General features: G+C 61.0%; 17 protein-coding genes and 1 riboswitch. Of the genes, 3 read left to right on the forward strand and 14 right to left on the reverse strand.

The window, feature by feature from the left end:
* Positions 1 to 47: 47 nt before the first annotated feature.
* Positions 48 to 1052 carry a low-specificity L-threonine aldolase gene (gene ltaE, locus GFU70_RS21680; RefSeq protein WP_153388796.1) on the reverse strand — a complete coding sequence of 335 codons (1005 nt, stop codon included), beginning with the start codon at positions 1050 to 1052 and terminating at the stop codon, positions 48 to 50.
* A 189-nt stretch (positions 1053 to 1241) separates the two neighbouring features.
* Positions 1242 to 1410: riboswitch (FMN riboswitch) on the forward strand.
* A 100-nt stretch (positions 1411 to 1510) separates the two neighbouring features.
* Between ltaE and GFU70_RS21685 the strand changes: the two genes are divergently transcribed.
* Positions 1511 to 2020 (forward strand): 6,7-dimethyl-8-ribityllumazine synthase, encoded by a 510-nt coding sequence (locus GFU70_RS21685; protein ID WP_024618891.1) that lies wholly within the window; start codon positions 1511 to 1513, stop codon positions 2018 to 2020.
* 58 nt (positions 2021 to 2078) lie between these two features.
* Here GFU70_RS21685 and astE read toward each other — a convergent pair whose 3' ends face one another.
* The 13 genes from astE to acs all read right to left on the reverse strand — a co-directional run bounded on the left by astE (position 2079) and on the right by acs (position 17115).
* Complete coding sequence (gene astE / locus GFU70_RS21690; protein WP_153388797.1) at positions 2079 to 3086, reverse strand: succinylglutamate desuccinylase; 1008 nt, start codon at positions 3084 to 3086, stop codon at positions 2079 to 2081.
* A gap of 12 nt (positions 3087 to 3098) precedes the next feature.
* On the reverse strand, positions 3099 to 3386 hold the full coding sequence (locus tag GFU70_RS21695) for a hypothetical protein (RefSeq protein WP_003178862.1): 288 nt from the start codon (positions 3384 to 3386) through the stop codon (positions 3099 to 3101).
* Between the two features lie 69 nt (positions 3387 to 3455).
* Positions 3456 to 4802 (reverse strand): N-succinylarginine dihydrolase, encoded by a 1347-nt coding sequence (gene astB, locus GFU70_RS21700; protein ID WP_153388798.1) that lies wholly within the window; start codon positions 4800 to 4802, stop codon positions 3456 to 3458.
* 174 nt (positions 4803 to 4976) lie between these two features.
* Complete coding sequence (astD, locus tag GFU70_RS21705) at positions 4977 to 6446, reverse strand: succinylglutamate-semialdehyde dehydrogenase (RefSeq protein WP_165826071.1); 1470 nt, start codon at positions 6444 to 6446, stop codon at positions 4977 to 4979.
* Positions 6443 to 7468, reverse strand: a complete 1026-nt coding sequence (astA, locus tag GFU70_RS21710; protein ID WP_058543460.1) for an arginine N-succinyltransferase — start codon at positions 7466 to 7468, stop codon at positions 6443 to 6445. Before astA ends, astD begins: the two co-directional genes overlap by 4 nt.
* 54 nt (positions 7469 to 7522) lie before the next feature.
* Positions 7523 to 8542 carry an arginine/ornithine succinyltransferase subunit alpha gene (aruF, locus tag GFU70_RS21715; protein ID WP_058543459.1) on the reverse strand — a complete coding sequence of 340 codons (1020 nt, stop codon included), beginning with the start codon at positions 8540 to 8542 and terminating at the stop codon, positions 7523 to 7525.
* A 260-nt stretch (positions 8543 to 8802) separates the two neighbouring features.
* Positions 8803 to 10023, reverse strand: a complete 1221-nt coding sequence (locus GFU70_RS21720) for an aspartate aminotransferase family protein (protein ID WP_153388799.1) — start codon at positions 10021 to 10023, stop codon at positions 8803 to 8805.
* Between the two features lie 290 nt (positions 10024 to 10313).
* A complete protein-coding gene (argR, locus tag GFU70_RS21725; RefSeq protein ID WP_003204794.1) occupies positions 10314 to 11294 on the reverse strand; it encodes a transcriptional regulator ArgR in 981 nt (326 codons plus the stop codon).
* Positions 11295 to 11407: 113 nt separating this feature from the next.
* Positions 11408 to 12172 carry an ABC transporter ATP-binding protein gene (locus GFU70_RS21730; RefSeq protein WP_018612663.1) on the reverse strand — a complete coding sequence of 255 codons (765 nt, stop codon included), beginning with the start codon at positions 12170 to 12172 and terminating at the stop codon, positions 11408 to 11410.
* Positions 12173 to 12228: 56 nt separating this feature from the next.
* Positions 12229 to 12927 (reverse strand): ABC transporter permease, encoded by a 699-nt coding sequence (locus GFU70_RS21735; protein ID WP_058543456.1) that lies wholly within the window; start codon positions 12925 to 12927, stop codon positions 12229 to 12231.
* Complete coding sequence (locus tag GFU70_RS21740; RefSeq protein ID WP_003204800.1) at positions 12924 to 13613, reverse strand: ABC transporter permease; 690 nt, start codon at positions 13611 to 13613, stop codon at positions 12924 to 12926. The genes GFU70_RS21735 and GFU70_RS21740 overlap by 4 nt, the downstream gene beginning before the upstream one ends.
* A gap of 90 nt (positions 13614 to 13703) precedes the next feature.
* Positions 13704 to 14477 carry an ABC transporter substrate-binding protein gene (locus GFU70_RS21745; RefSeq protein WP_058543455.1) on the reverse strand — a complete coding sequence of 258 codons (774 nt, stop codon included), beginning with the start codon at positions 14475 to 14477 and terminating at the stop codon, positions 13704 to 13706.
* 682 nt (positions 14478 to 15159) lie between these two features.
* Positions 15160 to 17115 (reverse strand): acetate--CoA ligase, encoded by a 1956-nt coding sequence (acs, locus tag GFU70_RS21750; RefSeq protein ID WP_116641464.1) that lies wholly within the window; start codon positions 17113 to 17115, stop codon positions 15160 to 15162.
* Between the two features lie 454 nt (positions 17116 to 17569).
* On the opposite strand from acs, the gene GFU70_RS21755 reads away from it, so the two are divergent.
* Together GFU70_RS21755 and GFU70_RS21760 are read left to right on the forward strand one after the other, a co-directional pair.
* Positions 17570 to 17833 (forward strand): DUF2790 domain-containing protein, encoded by a 264-nt coding sequence (locus GFU70_RS21755; RefSeq protein ID WP_058543453.1) that lies wholly within the window; start codon positions 17570 to 17572, stop codon positions 17831 to 17833.
* A 32-nt stretch (positions 17834 to 17865) separates the two neighbouring features.
* Positions 17866 to 18081 (forward strand): hypothetical protein, encoded by a 216-nt coding sequence (locus GFU70_RS21760; RefSeq protein ID WP_058543452.1) that lies wholly within the window; start codon positions 17866 to 17868, stop codon positions 18079 to 18081.
* The last annotated feature ends 89 nt before the right edge of the window (positions 18082 to 18170 follow it).

Raw genomic sequence — 18170 nt, forward strand, 5'->3', positions numbered from 1 at the left:
ACAGCGTGTTTATGCGATAGAAACTGTCAATTGACCCGGTTGACGGGTCACTGGCGGGAAAATTCGACGAAAGCGCTGATCACCTGTTCGATTTGCGCCGCGCTCACGTCCATGTGCGTCACCATTCGCAGGCGCGGCGCCGCGCTGAGCTTGACGCCCCGTTCATCGGCAAATGCCTTGATTGCCTCGGCCCGCTCGCCCATTTGCACGTAGACCATGTTGGTCTGCACCGGCTCAACCTCGTAACCCGCCGCACGCAAACCCTCGGCGAGCCGCTGGGCATTGGCGTGGTCATCGGCCAGGCGCTGGACCTGATGTTCCAGGGCGTACAGCCCCGCCGCCGCGAGAATTCCCGCCTGGCGCATGCCGCCGCCGACCATCTTGCGCAGCCGGCGGGCCTTGCCGATCAATTCGGCGCTACCACACAAGACCGAGCCCACCGGCGCGCCGAGGCCCTTGGACAGGCACACCGACACCGAATCGAAGTACTGCGTGATCTCCCGGGCATCGACATTCAGCTTGACCGCGGCGTTATACAGCCGCGCCCCGTCCAGGTGCAGGGCCAGGCCATGTTCCTGGGTGAAGCGCCGGGCCCGAGCCAGGTATTCCAGCGGCAGCACCTTGCCCTGCATGGTGTTTTCCAGGGCCAGCAGACGGGTGCGGGCAAAGTGGAAGTCATCGGGCTTGATCGCTGCGGCGACGTGCGCCAGGTCCAGGGAGCCGTCCGCCTGCACCTCAAGGGGCTGCGGCTGGATAGAACCGAGCACGGCCGCACCGCCGCCTTCGTATTTGTAGGTGTGGGCCTGCTGGCCGACGATGTATTCGTCACCACGTTCGCAGTGGGCCATCAACCCCAACAGGTTGCTCATGGTGCCCGTGGGCACGAACAGTGCTGCGGCAAACCCCAGGCGCATGGCCAGTTCGGCTTCGAGGCGATTGACGGTCGGGTCTTCCCCATACACGTCATCGCCGGTAGGCGCGCTGACCATGGCATCCAGCATGCCGGCGGTGGGTTGGGTGACCGTGTCGCTGCGAAGATCGATAACACTCATGAATCTGGCCTCGGGTTCAGGTGGAGGGGGAATTCCCTTTCGAAGGGCAATTACTGCGGTCATGGCGAGGAATAATCAAGCTTGATCGACGGAAAGGGCAACACCCCCCTTGTGTGCTTTGCTCCCACGGCTCGCTCCCACAAGGGGTTATGTGTTAAAAATTGTCCGCCGTCACAAAGCGTGGCGGCAAAACGTTCTCAGGGCGGGGTGTAATTCCCCACCGGCGGTAATTGCACGCAATGTGCATAGCCCGCGAGCGCTTGATGGTGCACCGCTTTTTGGGGTGTAGCGACAAGGTCAGCAGACCCGGTGTGATTCCGGGGCCGACGGTCATAGTCCGGATGAAGAGAGAACGGGATTGGCACCCAAGGGCCGTCTGCGACTGTCTGCGCGCGGCGTACCCTCGAATCCCCTTCGATTCATGACGCCCTGTTTTTCACACAAACAGGAACCAGAACATGCAACCCACTGCAATCGACAGCAAAAGCAAAAGTCATCCAGGCGAGCGCGTCGCGTTCATCCAGGCCTGCTGGCACAAGGAAATCGTCGACCAGAGCCGTAAAGGCTTCGTCGCCGAAATGATCATCCAGGGTTATCAGGAAAGTGACATCGACTTCTTCGAAGTTGGTGGCGCCTTCGAGATCCCGCTGCATGCCAAGCTGCTGGCCAAGTCAGGCCGCTACGCCGGCATCGTCGCCGCCGGCCTGGTGGTGGACGGTGGCATCTACCGCCACGAGTTCGTCGCCCAATCGGTGATCAGCGGCCTGATGCAGGTTCAGTTGGAAACCGAAGTGCCGGTGTTCTCGGTCGTGCTCACGCCGCATCATTTCCATGCAGGGGAAGAACATCAGAAGTTCTTCTTCGAGCATTTTGTGCACAAGGGCCAGGAAGCGGCGAAGACCTGCGCCGATACGTTGCACAAGACCCGGGCGTTGCGCCGCAGTGAGCAGCGGGCGGTAGCGGTCTAAAAGCCGCTTGAAAAACCTGTGGGAGCAAGCTCGCTCCCACAATGGTTTTGTGAGGACGTTAGATCAGGTTTTCGTCGGTCGCCGGCACGATCAGGATCCCGGCCCGCAAGCCATTCTTGACCTTGGGGTTCGGAAAGATGATCCGGGCACCGTCTTCTTCGATCACCCAGCGGGTCTGGGCGATGTCTTCGGCCAGCACGTAGCCTTTCCCCAATTCCGAGAAGTTCTCGACGTCCGCCGGCAGGTTCAGGCGGAAGCTGTCGCTGTGCTTGATGATTTCCCGGGCGACGCTGAACAGCTGCAGGCCATCGAGCCCTTCATCCAGCTCCGGCTCGTTGCCCTCGATGATCTGTTGCAGGCGGGTTTCCAGCAGGCTGACGTTGACGCCGTCGTTCTGCCCGAATGGCCGGGCCTTGCCCAGTTCCAGGGTGAAGGACTCGGCACCGAGTTGGTCGTAGGTATAGGCGCTGAAGACAATCGACGGTTTGTTCTGCAGCAACACCGCCTCCATGCCCGCGGCGCGCAGGCGCGCCAGCTCACGACGTGAATGCGCGCGGCCTTCCTTCCACGGGTACAGGGCAAATTGCTCGATCTTCGAGCCGCGAATCGCGGTGTGCAGGTCGTAATGCAAGCGGCTGCGTTCTGGCCGGCTGAAGAAACTGGCGGCCAAGCGCTCCAGCTCGCAGGCCCGTAGCGCTTCAGAACCGCCGCTCAGCTCGTGGCGGCCATTGAACAGGCGGTTGACGTCCTGTTCGACGAAACGCTCACCGCGCCGGATGGCCTCGGGGTTGCCGAACAGGAACAGAATGCGTGCCCGCGGTTTCAAATGACCACGGGCAATGTCATGCAACAAGCGGTCGAGCAACTCGATCGGCGCGGTTTCGTTGCCGTGGATACCGGCCGACAGCAGCAGGTCAAGGCCATTATCCCGGGCTTCGGGCGGCTTGACCTCCAGCGCGCCCTCGCTCAACCAGCGCATCCGTACGCCTTCGACAGTCAGTTGAGTCTTCTCCGCCGGTTCACGGCCAGCGAGGGTCAGTTCAAGCAGTTTGCCGAGGGCGAGCATAGCGCGGTTTCCTTAATGGTCGTGGCCGCAATCCGGGCCATGGACATGGTCATCGTCGCCGACGTCCGCCGGTTCCATTTCCAGTTGCAGGCTGACCAGGTTGGTCGCCAATGGACGCAACAACAGGTTGGCGTATTCCTCGTCCCCTTCCTCGACATCGACACCGATCAGCAACTGACCGCGGCCATCCTGCTGGATCCACAACTCCTTGCCTTGCCACATCACCGCGACGCGGGTGCAGGAGGTTTCCAGTTGGGTGCCGTCGGTGTCTTCAAGGATCAGCTGCAGGGTATCGCTCATGTCTTTACATTCTCGTCTGGGGATAAGGCAACGCGCCCTGCTTTGACTGTAGTCAGGTCGCGCGCGCTTTCAATTGATCTGGAAAGGATAAACCGAGCCAAGTTTAAGGATTTGTGTCAGTTCATCCAGTGCCGCACGGCATTCGAGCAGCAACTGCGGGTCTGCCAGATCGTTTTCGGTCATGCGGTCGCGGTAGTGCCGCTCAACCCATTGGGTCAGCGAATCGTACAGCGACGCGGTCATGATAACCCCTGGGTTGACGGCCGCCAGTTCGGTTTCATTAAGTGCCACGCGCAACCTCAGGCAAGCCGGGCCACCACCGTTCTGCATGCTCTGCTTGAGGTCGAAGACCTTCACTTCGCGGATCACCCCGCCAACGCCCGTCAGGCCTTGCAGGTATTGCCAGACACGTTCGTTGCTACGGCATTCTTCCGGCACGATCAACAGCATCGAACCGTCGGGACGCGACAGCAACTGGCTATTGAACAGGTAGGAACGCACCGCATCATCGACGGTGACCGCCGAACGCGGTACGCACACCGATTGAAATTTCCCACCGACCTTGGCGAGTTTGCTGCTCAACTCGGCCAGCATCTTGTCGGTCTCGAGAAATGCATCCTCGTGATAGAACAGCACTTCGCCATTGCCCACCGCGATCACGTCGTTGTGGAACACACCCTGATCGATCACCGATGGGTTCTGTTGGGCGTACACCACGCCCTCCTCCCTCAGCCCATGCAGGCGGGCAACGGCCTGGGAAGCTTCCAGGGTCTGGCGCGCCGGGTATTTCTGCGGTGCGGGGTAGCGGGTGTCAAAAGCACTGCGACCAAAAACGAAGAACTCGACACCGGCCTCGCCGTAGGCGCGGCAGAAACGGGTGTGGTTGGCCGCGCCTTCGTCACCGAACTGCGCCACCGCAGGCAGGGCGGCGTGGTGGGCGAAGTGTTGCGGATTGGCGAACATCGCTCCCAGCACGCGACTGGTGGTCGGATGTTCGATGCTGCGGTGGTATTTGCAATTCAGGTTGGCGGCGGTGAAATGCACGCGGCCATCGGCTGTGTCGGCGCTCGGGCTGACCGTGGCGGCGTTGGCCACCCACATGCTGGAGGCCGAGCAACTGGCAACCAGCAGCGGCATCGCTTCCTTCGCGGCCTGCTGGATGACCTGGGCATCGCTGCCGGCAAAGCCCAGCCGGCGCAGGGCCGCCACGTCCGGGCGTTCCTGTGGCGCCAGCACACCTTGCTGGAAACCCATGTCCATCAGCGCTTTCATTTTCGCCAGGCCCTGCAACGCCGCTTCCTTGGGGTTGGAGGACTGTTGGCTGTTGCTCTGGGACGCGACGTTGCCGTACGAGAGCCCGCCGTAGTTATGGGTCGGCCCCACTAGACCGTCAAAGTTGACTTCATAGGATTTCATCAGCGAGGCTCCACGAGAATCTGTTTTTTTATAGGCATCAATAACAACCGAGTCGCGGCTATCGCGGGCAAGCCTTGCTCCCACAGGCCCGATGCAGGACTTGTGAAAGCAAGCCTTGCTCCCATAGGCCAGGTACAAAACCTGTGGGAGCAAGGCTTGCCCGCGATGGCGGTCTCAAGACATGCGCACGCCGGGGGTCAGGGCAGCCGGCATCACAAGGCTCGGGGTTTCCAGGGAAGCCACCGGGTACGCGCAATAATCTGCAGCGTAATAAGCACTGGCGCGGTGGTTGCCCGAAGCGCCGACACCGCCGAACGGCGCGCTGCTGGCAGCCCCCGTCAGCTGTTTGTTCCAGTTGACGATACCGGCGCGGCTTTGCAGCCAGAACTGCTGGTAACGCTCCTGGGAATCGGACAGCAACCCGGCGGCCAGGCCATACTGAGTATTGTTGGCCTCGGCAATCGCCGCAGGAAAATCCTTGTAACGAATCACCTGCAGCAACGGCCCGAACAACTCTTCGTCAGGACGCTCGGCCACCGCCGTCACGTCCAGGATACCCGGCGTCAGCAACGCCGCCTGGGCCTGGGGTTGGGTCATGGCCAGCAGCGCCACGGCCCCCAGGCCGAGCAAATGGTTTTGCGCGTCCATCAAGGCCTTTGCCGCACCCAGGGAAATCACCGAGCCCATGAACGGCGCCGGTTGCTGGTCGAAGGTACCGACTTCAAGGGTCGAGCTGACCGCCACCAGGCGCGCCAGCAAGGCATCGCCCCAGGCGCCTTCCGGCACCAGCAGGCGGCGCGCACAGGTGCAGCGCTGCCCGGCAGAAATGAAAGCGGACTGGATAATGGTGTAGACCGCCGCATCGACGTCCTCGACCTCATCCACCACCAACGGGTTGTTACCGCCCATTTCCAGCGCGAGGATCTTGTCCGGGCGCCCGGAAAATTGTTGGTGCAACAGATTGCCGGTGCGGCTGGAGCCCGTGAAAAACAGCCCGTCGATGCCAGGGTTCGCCGCCAGGGCGATGCCGGTTTCCCGCGCGCCTTGCACCAGGTTCAGTACGCCCGCCGGCAGACCGGCCTCGACCCAGCACTTGACCGTCAGTTCGGCGACTTTCGGCGTCAGCTCGCTCGGTTTGAACAACACGCTGTTGCCGGCCAGCAGCGCCGGCACGATGTGGCCGTTGGGCAAATGGCCGGGGAAGTTGTAAGGGCCGAACACCGCCACCACACCGTGGGGCTTGTGGCGCAGCACGGCGGTGGCGTCGCCCAGGGGGCCGCTCTTCTCACCTGTTCGCTCGCGGTAACTCTGCACCGAGATAGCGACCTTGTTGACCATGCTGGTCACTTCGGTCGCTGCTTCCCACAACGGCTTGCCGGTTTCTTCACCGATGCAATGGGCCAGTTCGTCCGCATGGTTTTTCAGGGCAGCGGCAAAGGCTTCCAGCACCTGGATGCGTTCATCCAGCGAGCGCCGTGCCCAGTCCGGGAACGCCTGGCGCGCGGCCTGCACCGCCGATTCCACTTGCGCGGCGGTGGCACCGTTGCCCGCCCACACCACCTGTTGGGTCACCGGGTTCAACGACTCAAAGAGGTCGCCCTGGCCTTCCAGCCAACTTCCTGCGATGTACAGCGAATTCATTATTTGGACTCCCGAGCGGCAGACAAGGCGACGGCACGTACCTGATCACCGGCGTTGAGTTGAAGACGTTTGGCGGTCAGCGGGTCGACCACCAGGGTGCCTGCAGCCAAGCGCGCCGGTGCCGCGGTGATGCGGCAGTCTTCGCGCTTGCGGTTATGAATGAGGAACGGCGTGGCATCGTCGCCCGGCGTACCGATGGCCAGGACCAGCGCCTGACTGTCGCGAATCGCGCGGATCTTGCCGGTTTCGCACTCCACCGCCGGGCCGGCGTCGAAGATGTCGACGTAACCCTGGTAGCTGAAACCTTCGCTCTTGAGCATCGACAATGCCGGTTCCGTGTCCGGGTGAACCTGGCCGATCACGGCCCGGGCATCTTCAGACAGGAAGCAGGTGTACAGCGGGAACTTGGGCATCAGCTCGGCGATGAACGCCTTGTTGCCCACCCCGGTGAGGTAATCGGCCTGGCTGAATTCCATCTTGAAGAAGTGTCGGCCCAGGCTTTCCCAGAACGGTGACCGCCCATTGTCGTCGGACATGCCGCGCATCTCGGCGATGATCTTGTTGCCGAACAACTGTGGGAATTCGGCAATGAACAACAGCCGCGCCTTGGCCAGCATCCGGCCATTGAGGCCACTGCGGAAATCGGCATGCAGAAACAGCGAGCACAGCTCGGAATTACCGGTCAGGTCGTTAGCCAGGAACAGGGTCGGGATTTCCCGATAGATGTTCAATTCCTGGGAAGCGCTGACCGTCAGGCCGACCCGGAAGTTGTACCAAGGCTCGCGCAACCCCACGGCACCGGCGATGGCGGAAATGCCCACCACGCGACCGTCGTCGTCTTCGAGCACGAACAGGTAGTCCGCGTCACCACGCCCGGCTTCGCCGCGAAAGGTCTTCTCGGCCCAGCCGACCCGATGGGCCAGGCGCTCTTCGTTGGCCGGCAAGGTGGTCAGGCCGGTGCCGGTGCTGCGGGCCAGGGCGATCAGAGCGGGTAAATCGCTGCTGCGTACGGGACGAACGATCATGCTATCTCCTCAAACGGGTCGCTCACGCCACCCGCGAAACTCAGCGGTAAGGCGTTAAACGGCTACCAGGCGCACGCTGGCACCTTCGCCAACGCCCAGGGCTTCGGCCGCTTCCATGTCCAGGGTCACCGGTTTGCCCGGCGCGTAGTCGAGCTCGAGCAGCACGGCGCGGTAATCCTGCAATTGGGCATTGGCCACCAGGTATTGGCGCCCGGCACCCTTGACCGGTTCGCCGATCTTGACCGGCACCACACGGCTCTGGGCAATCGAGCGAATGCCCGAGACACGAGCATGCAGGGTCGGGCCGCCGTCGAAGATGTCGATGTAGTGATCGGTCTCGAAACCCTCGCGCATCAAGATGTCGAAGGTGATCTGCGCCCGCGGATGGACCTGGCCCATGGCTTCCTGGGCAGCGTCCGGCAGCAGCGGCACGTAGATCGGGTAATGGGGCATCAGCTCGGCGAGAAAAGTACGGCTTTTCAGCCCGCACAAGCGCTCGGCGGCGGCGTAGTTGAGGTCGAAGAAGTTGCGACCGATAGCGTCCCAGAACGGCGAGTCGCCATGCTCATCGCTGTAGCCGACGATCTCGGTCACCACCGAATCGGCAAACCGCTCCGGATGACTGGCGACGAACAGCAGGCGCCCGCGGGAATTGAGTTCCGACCACGGCGAGCCCACCAATTCCGGCACCACGTAGAAGCTGGTCAGCAGGCTGTTACCGGTCAGGTCGTGGCACTGGGAGAGCACGTGGATCTTGTTGTGGATCTTCAGCTCACGGGAGGCGTGAACGAAGGTCTCGTTGCGAAAGCTGTAGAACGGTTCGGAATAACCGGCCGAAGCGACGATGGCCGAACAGCCCACCAACTTGCCGGTCGCGGTGTCTTCAAGGACGAAGAAATAACTCTCTTCACCGTTGAAGCTGACTTCGGCGGCGAACGAGGCTTCGCTTGCGGCGATCTTGTCGCTCAGGCGTTCCACGTCATCCGGCAAGGAAGTGACACCGATCGGACTGTCCGCAGCCAGACGCTGTACCTCGCCCAGATCAGCCATTTGCGCAGGGCGCATCACCAGCATGGTGTCACTCCTTAACTTGAAATAAATGGGTCGACCACTGGGTCGATACACAGAGAAAAAATACCGGGACCAACTTCCCTACAGACTCAAATGTGGGAGCGGGTTTGTGGGAGCAAAGCTTGTGGGAGCAAGGCTTGCCCGCGATGCAGGCGACGCGGTCCTTGGTGAACTGAGGCACCCGCATCGCGAGCAAGCCTTGCTCCCACAAACCCGCTCCTACACAAGCCCGGCTCCCACACTGGAGCCGGTCAAGGCTCAAATCAGGCTTGCGTCAACTTCGCCGCAGCCCGCTCGAAGCGGTCCAGGCCTTCGTCGATGTCGGCGTCTTCCACCACCAGGCTCGGAGCAAAGCGAATCACGTCCGGGCCGGCTTGCAGGATCATCAGGCCTTCCTGTTCGGCGGCGTTGAAGATGTCCTTGGCCTTGCCTTTCCAGGCGTCGTTCAACACGCAGCCGATCAGCAGGCCCAGGCCGCGCACTTGGGTGAACAGGCCGTACTTCTCGCCGATCTGCTCCAGGCGAACCTTGAACTTGTGATGCTTGGCTTTGACACCCGCGAGCACTTCAGGGGTATTGACCACATCGATCACCGCTTCACCCACCGCGCACGCCAGCGGGTTGCCGCCGTAGGTGGTGCCGTGGGTGCCGACGACCAGGTGCTTGGCCAGCGCTTCGGTGGTAAGCATCGCCGCGATCGGGAAACCACCGCCCAGGCTCTTGGCGCTGGTGAGGATGTCGGGGACCACGCCGTAATGCATGTAGGCGAACAGATGACCGCTACGGCCCATGCCGGTCTGCACTTCGTCGAACACCAGCAATGCGTCGTGGGCATTGCACAGGTCGCGGGCGCCTTGCAGGTAGGCCTGATCGGCCGGCAGCACACCGCCCTCGCCCTGGATCGGCTCCAGCACCACGGCGCAGGTCTTGTCCGAAATGGCGGCTTTCAAAGCGGCCAGGTCGTTGTAAGGAACGTGGGTGATGCCGGTAATTTTAGGTCCGAAGCCATCGGAGTACTTCGACTGCCCGCCAACGTTGACGGTGAACAGGGTGCGACCGTGGAAGCTATTGAGCGCGGCGATGATTTCGTACTTCTCGCTGCCGAAACGATCGAACGCGACGCGACGGGCCAGCTTGAAGGCGGCCTCGTTGGCTTCGGCGCCGGAGTTGCAGAAGAACGCGCGCTCGGCAAAAGTCGCGTTGACCAGCTTATGGGCCAGGCGCAGGGCCGGCTCGTTGGTGAAGACGTTGGACACGTGCCACAGCTTGTTGGCCTGTTCGGTCAGAGCGCCGACCAGTGCCGGGTGGGCATGGCCCAGTACGTTGACTGCGATACCGCCAGCAAAGTCGATCAACTCACGACCGGATTGGTCCCATACGCGGGAACCGGCGCCACGCACAGGTATGAAGGCTGCAGGTGCATAGTTGGGAACCATAACCTGGTCGAAATCGGCGCGTTGTACCGCGGCTTGCTCAACGGACATCGGAGTCTCCTGATGAGGAACACCCGCCTGGAACTGGCGGGCTTGGTAAGGATTGTAAGGACAGTTTTCAGCCCGGCCTTGCCGCCAAGCGACAACTTCTTATAGCGCCAACCCACGTTTTTCGCGGGTTTACGGCAATGCGACAAATAGCGTCGCAAAGGCGCAGTTTAAACGTTGTCGGTGTATTTGAGGTGCCTGCATCCACATTTCCCTCGCCATGCAAAACAGTTGTGCCGAGGGGTTTTATCTGTGGGAGCAAAGCTTGCTCCCACAGAAGCGTGTTGTGCCACTTAGCCGCGCTCGGACGGTACCGAGGACAATTCGAACGGGCTGCTGCTGCGTCGCTGGTTGCGGTCTTCGCGCGGCGTGGCGCCGAAGAAGTTGCGGTAGGCGCTGGAGAAGTGCGGCCCCGAGGAGAAGCCGCAGGACAGGCCGATCTGGATGATGGATTTGCTGGTCTGCATCAGCATCTGCCGGGCCTTGTTCAGGCGCAGCTCCAGGTAATACTGGCTGGGCACGCGATTGAGGTACTGCTTGAAGATCCGCTCCAGCTGTCGACGGGATACACAGACATGCTGGGCGATCTCGTCGGTGGTCAGCGGCTCTTCGATGTTGGCTTCCATCAGCAGCACCGCCTGGGTGAGCTTTGGATGGCTGGAGCCGAGACGGTTCTGCAACGGAATGCGCTGACGCTCGCCGCCCTCGCGAATGCGCTCGACCACCAATTCTTCCGACACCGCACCGGCCAGCTCCGCGCCGTGATCGCGAGCCAGCACCGCCAGCAACAGGTCGAGCACCGACATGCCACCGCAAGCGCTCAGGCGATCGCGGTCCCAGTCAAACAGATGGCTGGTGGCGATGACCTTGGGGAAGCGCTCGGAGAAATCGTCCTGCCAGCGCCAATGCACGGCAGCACGGTAACCGTCGAGCAAACCCAGTTGGGCCAAGGGATAGACACCGGCAGACAAACCGCCGATCACACAACCGGCACGCACCAGTTGCTTGAGGGCGCTGCTAAGGGGCGAGGCCAGCGCAGCCGGCGGCTCATCGGCCAGCAAAAACAGCTTCTGGAAGCCTTCGAGCTTGCCCGCCCAAGGCTCGCCCGGCAGTTGCCAGGCGCCGTCGGCCGGCGGTTCGGCCTGCAAGAACGACAGCTCGTAGACCACATCCGGATGCACCCGTTGAGCAACACGCAAGGCCTCCTCGGCCAGCGCCAGCGTCAAGGCTTTAGTGCTGGGCCAAATCAGGAAACCTATTCGATGGGCAGTCATGGCGGGCGATCCGAAGCGAAAACAGTGTTAAAGCCAAAAGCGGCTGCAACCAAATTAGACCATCTGGCGCGCGGCGCGCAGCATGACCCAAATCAGGTGCGTAACGGGAGCGATTACTTGAGGCTGCCCGACAGAAATTGTTGCAGGCGCTCGGATTGCGGATTGACCAGCACTTCGCGCGGGTTGCCGCTTTCTTCGACGATGCCTTTGTGCAAAAACACCAGTTGGTTCGACACTTCACGGGCAAAGCCCATTTCGTGGGTCACCACCACCATGGTCCGGCCTTCCAGGGCCAGGGCCTGCATCACCTTGAGCACGTCGCCTACCAGCTCCGGGTCGAGGGCCGAGGTCGGTTCGTCGAACAGCATCACCTCTGGCTCCATCGCCAGCGCACGGGCAATCGCCACACGCTGCTGCTCGCCGCCGGACATATGGCCCGGATAGGCGTCCTTGCGATGGGCCACGCCGACCTTGTTCAAGTAGTGCTCGGCTTTCTCCCGCGCTTCAGCCTTGGCCACGCCCAGCACATGCACCGGCGCTTCCATGATGTTTTCCAGCGCAGTCATGTGGGACCACAGGTTGAAATGCTGGAACACCATCGACAGCCGCGAACGCATGCGCTGCAGTTGCTTGGGGTCTGCGGCCTTCAACGCGCCATCCTTGCCGGCAACCAGTTTCAGCTCTTCGTTGTTGAGCAGGATCTTGCCAGCGTGAGGTTGCTCGAGCAGGTTGATGCAACGCAGGAAAGTACTCTTGCCGGAGCCACTGGAGCCAATGATGCTGATCACATCGCCGGCGGCGGCCTTCAGGGACACGCCCTTGAGCACTTCGTGACTGCCATAGCGTTTATGCAGGTCTTGGACTTCAAGCTTGTACATGCGGTCGGTTCTCACAAAACGTCAGTCGTTGAGCAGTCGATCGGATCGATGCGTTATCAGTGCTTGCGCGGGGCCAGGTAACCCAGCCAGCGGCGCTCGGCCAGTTTGAACAGGCGCACCAGGATGAAGGTCAGGCACAGGTAGAAAACGCCGGCCGTGATGTAGGCCTCGAACGGCAAGTAGTACTGCGCGTTCACCGTGCGCGCGGCACCGGTGATGTCGATCAGGGTCACGATGGAGGCCAGGCTGGTGGTCTGCAACATCATGATCACTTCGTTGCTGTATTGCGGCAGCGCCCGACGCAAGGCCGATGGCAGCAGGATCCGGCGATACAGTTTGTAGCGCGACATGCCCATGGCCTTGGCCGCTTCGATCTCACCGTTGGGCGTGGCCCGCAAGCTGCCAGCGATGATTTCGGCGGTGTAGGCACTGGTGTTGATGGCGAACGCCAGGCACGCACAGAAGGTCGCGCTGGACAGCCACGGCCAGAGGAAGCTTTCGCGCACGCTGACGAACTGCGCCAGCCCGTAATAGATCAGGAACAGCTGCACCAGCATCGGCGTGCCGCGGATCACGTAGGTGTAGAGCCAGGCCGTCATGTTGACGACCGGCTGCTTGGACACCCGCATCAGCCCCAGGGGCAACGCCGCCAACAGGCCGAAGAACAGCGACAGGGCCAACAGCTTCAGGGTGGTCAGCAAGCCACTGAAATACAGCGGCAAGGCTTCATAGATGACGTTGTAGTCGAAGATCATAGATCAGCCGCCCTTACGCCTACCGAGTAGCGCTTCTCAAGGTGACGCAATGCCAGCAACGAGACACTGGTGATCACCAGGTACATCGCCGCCACTGCGAGGAAGAAGGTGAAAGGCTCGCGCGTGGCATCCGCCGCCTGCTTGGCCTTGAACATCATGTCTTGCAGGCCCACCACCGAAATCAGCGCGGTGGCCTTGGTCAGCACCAGCCAGTTGTTGGTGAAGCCCGGGATCGCCAGGCGAATCATCTGCGGCACCAGCACCCGGAAAAACACCTGGAACCCGTTCATGCCGTACGCCATGCCCGCCTCGGCCTGCCCCTTGGGGATCGCCATGAAGGCTCCGCGGAAGGTTTCCGACAGGTAGGCACCGAAGATGAAGCCCAGGGTGCCGATACCGGCCGCCAATGGGTTCAGGTCAATGTAGTCGTCGTAGCCGAGCATCGGCGCCACGCGGTTGAGCAGGTCCTGGCCGCCGTAGAAAATCAACAGGATCAGCACCAGATCGGGAATGCCGCGGATGACTGTGGCATACAGGTCGCCCAGCCACGCCAGCCAGCGTACCGGAGAGAGGCGCAACGCAACGCCGATCAACCCCAGGACGATGGCCAGGGCCATGGACGACAAGGCGAGCTCAAGCGTCAACCATGCGCCATCGAGGATGACAGCCCCGTAGCCTTTCAACATGATTCAGGTCCTCGAAAGTGGGATGAAAAAATGGCGCAAACCGCAGAGATCCTGTTGCTTGCGCCATTTCGCACGAGTGGCGGGACGTCGTTACTTGCCGTAGATGTCGAAAGCGAAGTATTTGTCCTGGATTTGCTTGTACTTGCCATTCTCGCGGATGGCGGTGATCGCGCCATTGATCTTGTCTTTCAGGGCATCGCCCTTGCGAACCGCGATACCGATACCGTCGCCGAAGTATTTCTCGTCGGTAAAGGCTGGACCTACAAATGCAAAGCCCTTGCCGGCATCGGTCTTGAGGAAGCCGTCATCCAACAGCGTAGCGTCTGCCACGGTGCCGTCGAGGCGGCCGGCGGCCACGTCCAGGTAGATCTCGTTCTGCGAACCGTACGGCTTGATCTCGGCGCCCAGCGGGGTCAGGACTTCACGGGCGAAACGCTCGTGGATCGAACCGCGCTGCACGCCGATGTTCTTGCCCTTGAGCTCGGCCAGGCTGTCGCTGACCTGGGTACCGGCCTTCATCACCAGACGAGCCGGGGTGTTGTAGTACTTGTTGGTGAAATCAACCGACTTCTTGCGATCTTCAGTGATCGACATGGAGGACAGGATCGCGTCGATCTTGCGAACCTTGAGCGCCGGGATCAGGCCGTCGAACTCTTGCTCGACCCACACGCACTTGACCTTCATCTCTTCGCACAGCGCATTGCCGATGTCGTAGTCGAAACCGACGATGCTGCCATCCGGGGCTTTCGAGGCGAACGGAGGGTAGGCCGCTTCGATACCAATCTTCAGGGGCTTCTCATCAGCGAAAGTCGGCAGGGACAGCACGGACAGTGCCAGGGCGCCAAGCAGCACAAGTTTCTTCATCTTGGAACTCCATCGGTAAAGGGCAAAAACGGCAGAGTGAGCAACAGCCCAATATGCGAATGGTGAAACGAACTTTGGTGCTGCGTCCTAGGAAGCTCACGATTATTTCAACGCAAGCCACGACGAGCGAGTGATCGGCATTCTAACGACAGGCCCGAAGTCGATATTTCTTCAATGCGACAACAAATTACAGAAGCACCGAGAAAGCGGTTCGAGCGCATTGACAGCCCAGCAAATTCATGCAAGAGCAAAAGAAGGGAAACCGATCTATGCTGCAAATAGCGGGCCCATTATTCGCAAACCCTTCTAATCCGGCAAGCACAGCGTGTCGGCTTATTTCAGGAGACGCCTGGCGCCGCTCTGTAACGGGGCTTGGCGTTTCACATCGCCCCGTTGTGGCGCCTTTGGTTACACATTTCGAAAAACCGGTAACGTTCAGACACCTCCTACTTTAAACGCCGATATTTATTCGCAGATTGCTCCAGACTCGCTGAGTTGTGGGAGCAAAGCTTGCTCGCGATGCAGGCGCCTCGGTTTCTGAAGGACCGCATCGCCTGCATCGCGGGCAAGCCTTGCTCCCACAAATCTGGAATAAATCCCTCTCCCCAAGGGGCCACGCCGCACCCATAAAAAAGCCCCGCTCGGCACTGCCGGGCGGGGCTTTCGGTTTTACGGGTTACCGTCAGGCAACGTTCATGGTCTTGTGCGTCTCGATCAGATGCGCCACCACGCTCGGGTCGGCCAGGGTGGAGATATCACCCAACCCGTCGTACTCCGCCGTGGCGATCTTGCGCAGGATGCGGCGCATGATCTTGCCGGAACGGGTTTTCGGCAGCCCCGGCGCCCACTGGATCACGTCTGGCGAAGCAATCGGACCGATTTCCTTGCGCACCCAGTTCTTCAGTTCCAGGCGCAGGGCCTCGCTGGTTTCTTCGCCGGCATTGAGGGTGACATAAACATAGATGCCCTGCCCCTTGATGTCGTGCGGCACACCGACCACCGCCGCTTCGGCGACTTTCGGGTGGGCGACCATGGCGCTCTCGATCTCTGCCGTACCCATGCGGTGGCCGGACACGTTGAGCACGTCATCCACCCGACCGGTGATCCAGTAGTAGCCATCCTCGTCGCGACGCGCACCGTCACCGGTGAAGTACATGCCACTGAAAGTCTTGAAGTAGGTGTCGACAAAACGGTCATGGTCGCCGTACAGCGTACGCGCCTGGCCCGGCCACGAATCGAGGATCACCAGGTTGCCTTCGGCGGCGCCTTCGATCAGGTTGCCCAGGTTGTCCACCAACGCCGGCACCACACCGAAGAACGGACGCGTGGCCGAACCTGGCTTCAACGCCGTGGCGCCTGGCAACGGGCTGATCAGCACGCCACCGGTTTCGGTCTGCCACCAGGTGTCGACGATCGGGCAACGTTCCTTGCCAACATTCTTGTAGTACCAGTCCCAGGCTTCCGGGTTGATCGGCTCGCCCACCGAACCCAACAGGCGCAGGCTGCTGCCGTCAGCACCTTCGACGGCGGCGGTGCCCGAAGCCATCATCGCGCGGATGGCGGTCGGCGCGGTGTAGAGGATGCTGACCTTGTGCTTGTCGATAACCTTGGCCACCCGAGTAATGTCCGGGTAGTTCGGCACGCCTTCGAACAGCAGCGTGGTCGCGCCATTGGCCAACGGGCCGTAGACGATATAGCTGTGGCCGGTGACCCAACCTACGTCGGCGGTGCACCAGTAGACCTCGCCTGGCTTGTAGTCGAACACCCGCTCATGGGTCAGCGCCGCGTACAACAAGTAGCCGGCCGTGGTGTGCTGCACGCCCTTGGGCTTGCCGGTGGAACCGGAGGTGTAGAGGATGAACAGCGCTTCCTCGGCGCCCATTTCCTTCGGCGCGCAAACGGTGCCGGCCACTTTCATCAGGTCTTCGTACCAGATGTCGCGGTGCGGGTTCCACTTGATGTTGCCAGCCGTGCGCTTGCACACGATGACTTTCTGGATGCTGCTGGTTTCCGGGTTGGTCAGCGCGTCATCGACGTTGGCCTTGAGCGGGATCTTCTTGCCGGCGCGAACGCCTTCGTCGGCGGTGATCACCACTTTGGATTTGCAGTCGATGATCCGGCCGGCCAGCGCTTCCGGCGAGAAACCGCCGAACACCACCGAGTGAATCGCACCGATCCGGGCACAGGCCAGCATGGCGACCACGGCCTCAGGGATCATCGGCATGTAGATGGTCACCACGTCGCCACGGTGCACGTCCTGGCCACGCAGGGCGTTGGCGAACTTGCAGACTTCCTCATGCAGTTCGCGATAGGTGATGTTGCGACTCTCGGCCGGGTCATCGCCCTCCCAGATAATCGCAATTTGATCGCCGCGCTCGGCCAGGTGACGGTCGAGGCAGTTGTAGGAAACGTTCAAGGTGCCGTCGGCGAACCACTTGATGTCGACATGGTGATCGTCGAAGGACGTCTGCTTCACCGTGGTGAAAGGCTTGATCCAATCGAGGCGCTTGGCCTGCTCGCGCCAGAAACCGTCGGGGTTGACGACCGATTGCTGGTACATGGCCTTGTAGGTCGCCTCGTCAGTCAGCGTATTGGCCGCAACCTCGGGACGAACGGGATACACAGAAGCCGCACTCATCTTTCTTACCTCGGTGAATAGTTGTTTTTGTATGATCCCGTTGTAGCCCGGGGCGGGCCTATAGAACCATTCGACGATGGTAGTAACAAGTCCCTACAAAATGTCGGTACTAACGTGCAAGCCTCTGCCTGCCGGCATTTTCCTGTGTAAGAGCCGAGCCTGCGGGAGCCGAGTCAGTGGGAGCCGAGCTTGCTCGCGATGACGGCAGCACATCCAACATAGATGCACAGCCCCCCATCTGCAGCGATTATTACCAGATCAACCAACAGTGTTTATCAAAACCACGGCTTTTTGCGCCCACCCTCACCTTCTAAAATCCACCTCGCCAACCGGCAAACACGATTAGCGCAACACAGCCCCCACGAAGGCCGTTAATCAAACTTCCAAAATCAGCTCCACACGCAACCCTAAAAAGGTTGCGTGACCCCACTCGACCTCAAGAAAGGTGAATTAGATGAAAGCTTTATGGGTTCTGGTCCTCGGCAGCCTTTGCGCCACCGCGATGGCAGACGAGGCCCCGACCGATGCTGCACAGCAAAAACCGGCCATTGAGGAGTACACCTACTCCACCCACTTGGACATCGCCAAAGTCATCTCCATGAGCGAGATCCCGAACGTCTGCGAAGTGGTCCCGGCGAAGATGGAATATGAAGATTCAAAAGGCCAGCGCCACATCCTGCGCTACAGCATCATGGGCAACGGCTGCTCCAACGGCTGATTGACTTAATAAAGGAATTTGGAGCAACCACCATGAAAACCAACCTGATCCTGGCCTTGACCCTGTCCGTACTGGCCGCCAATACCTTCGCCGCCGACGGGTTTGATCGCACTGGCTCCGCCGTCGCCGAAGACGGTTACGACCACACCGGCTCCGCTACCGTCGCAGAGGACGGCTACAGCCGCACCGGCTCTGCTACCGTTGCCGCCGATGGCTACGATCGCACCCGTTCAGCCCGCATCGGCTGATCATTACTGACATTTTCCATGGCCCGGTTTCGATCGGGCCTGGTTGTGTCTGGAACCGCCGAAAACCCTCCACAAACACAACATGTAGT

It is taken from the genome of Pseudomonas brassicacearum (assembly GCF_009601685.2).
Taxonomy (GTDB): Bacteria; Pseudomonadota; Gammaproteobacteria; order Pseudomonadales; family Pseudomonadaceae; genus Aquipseudomonas; species Aquipseudomonas kilonensis_B.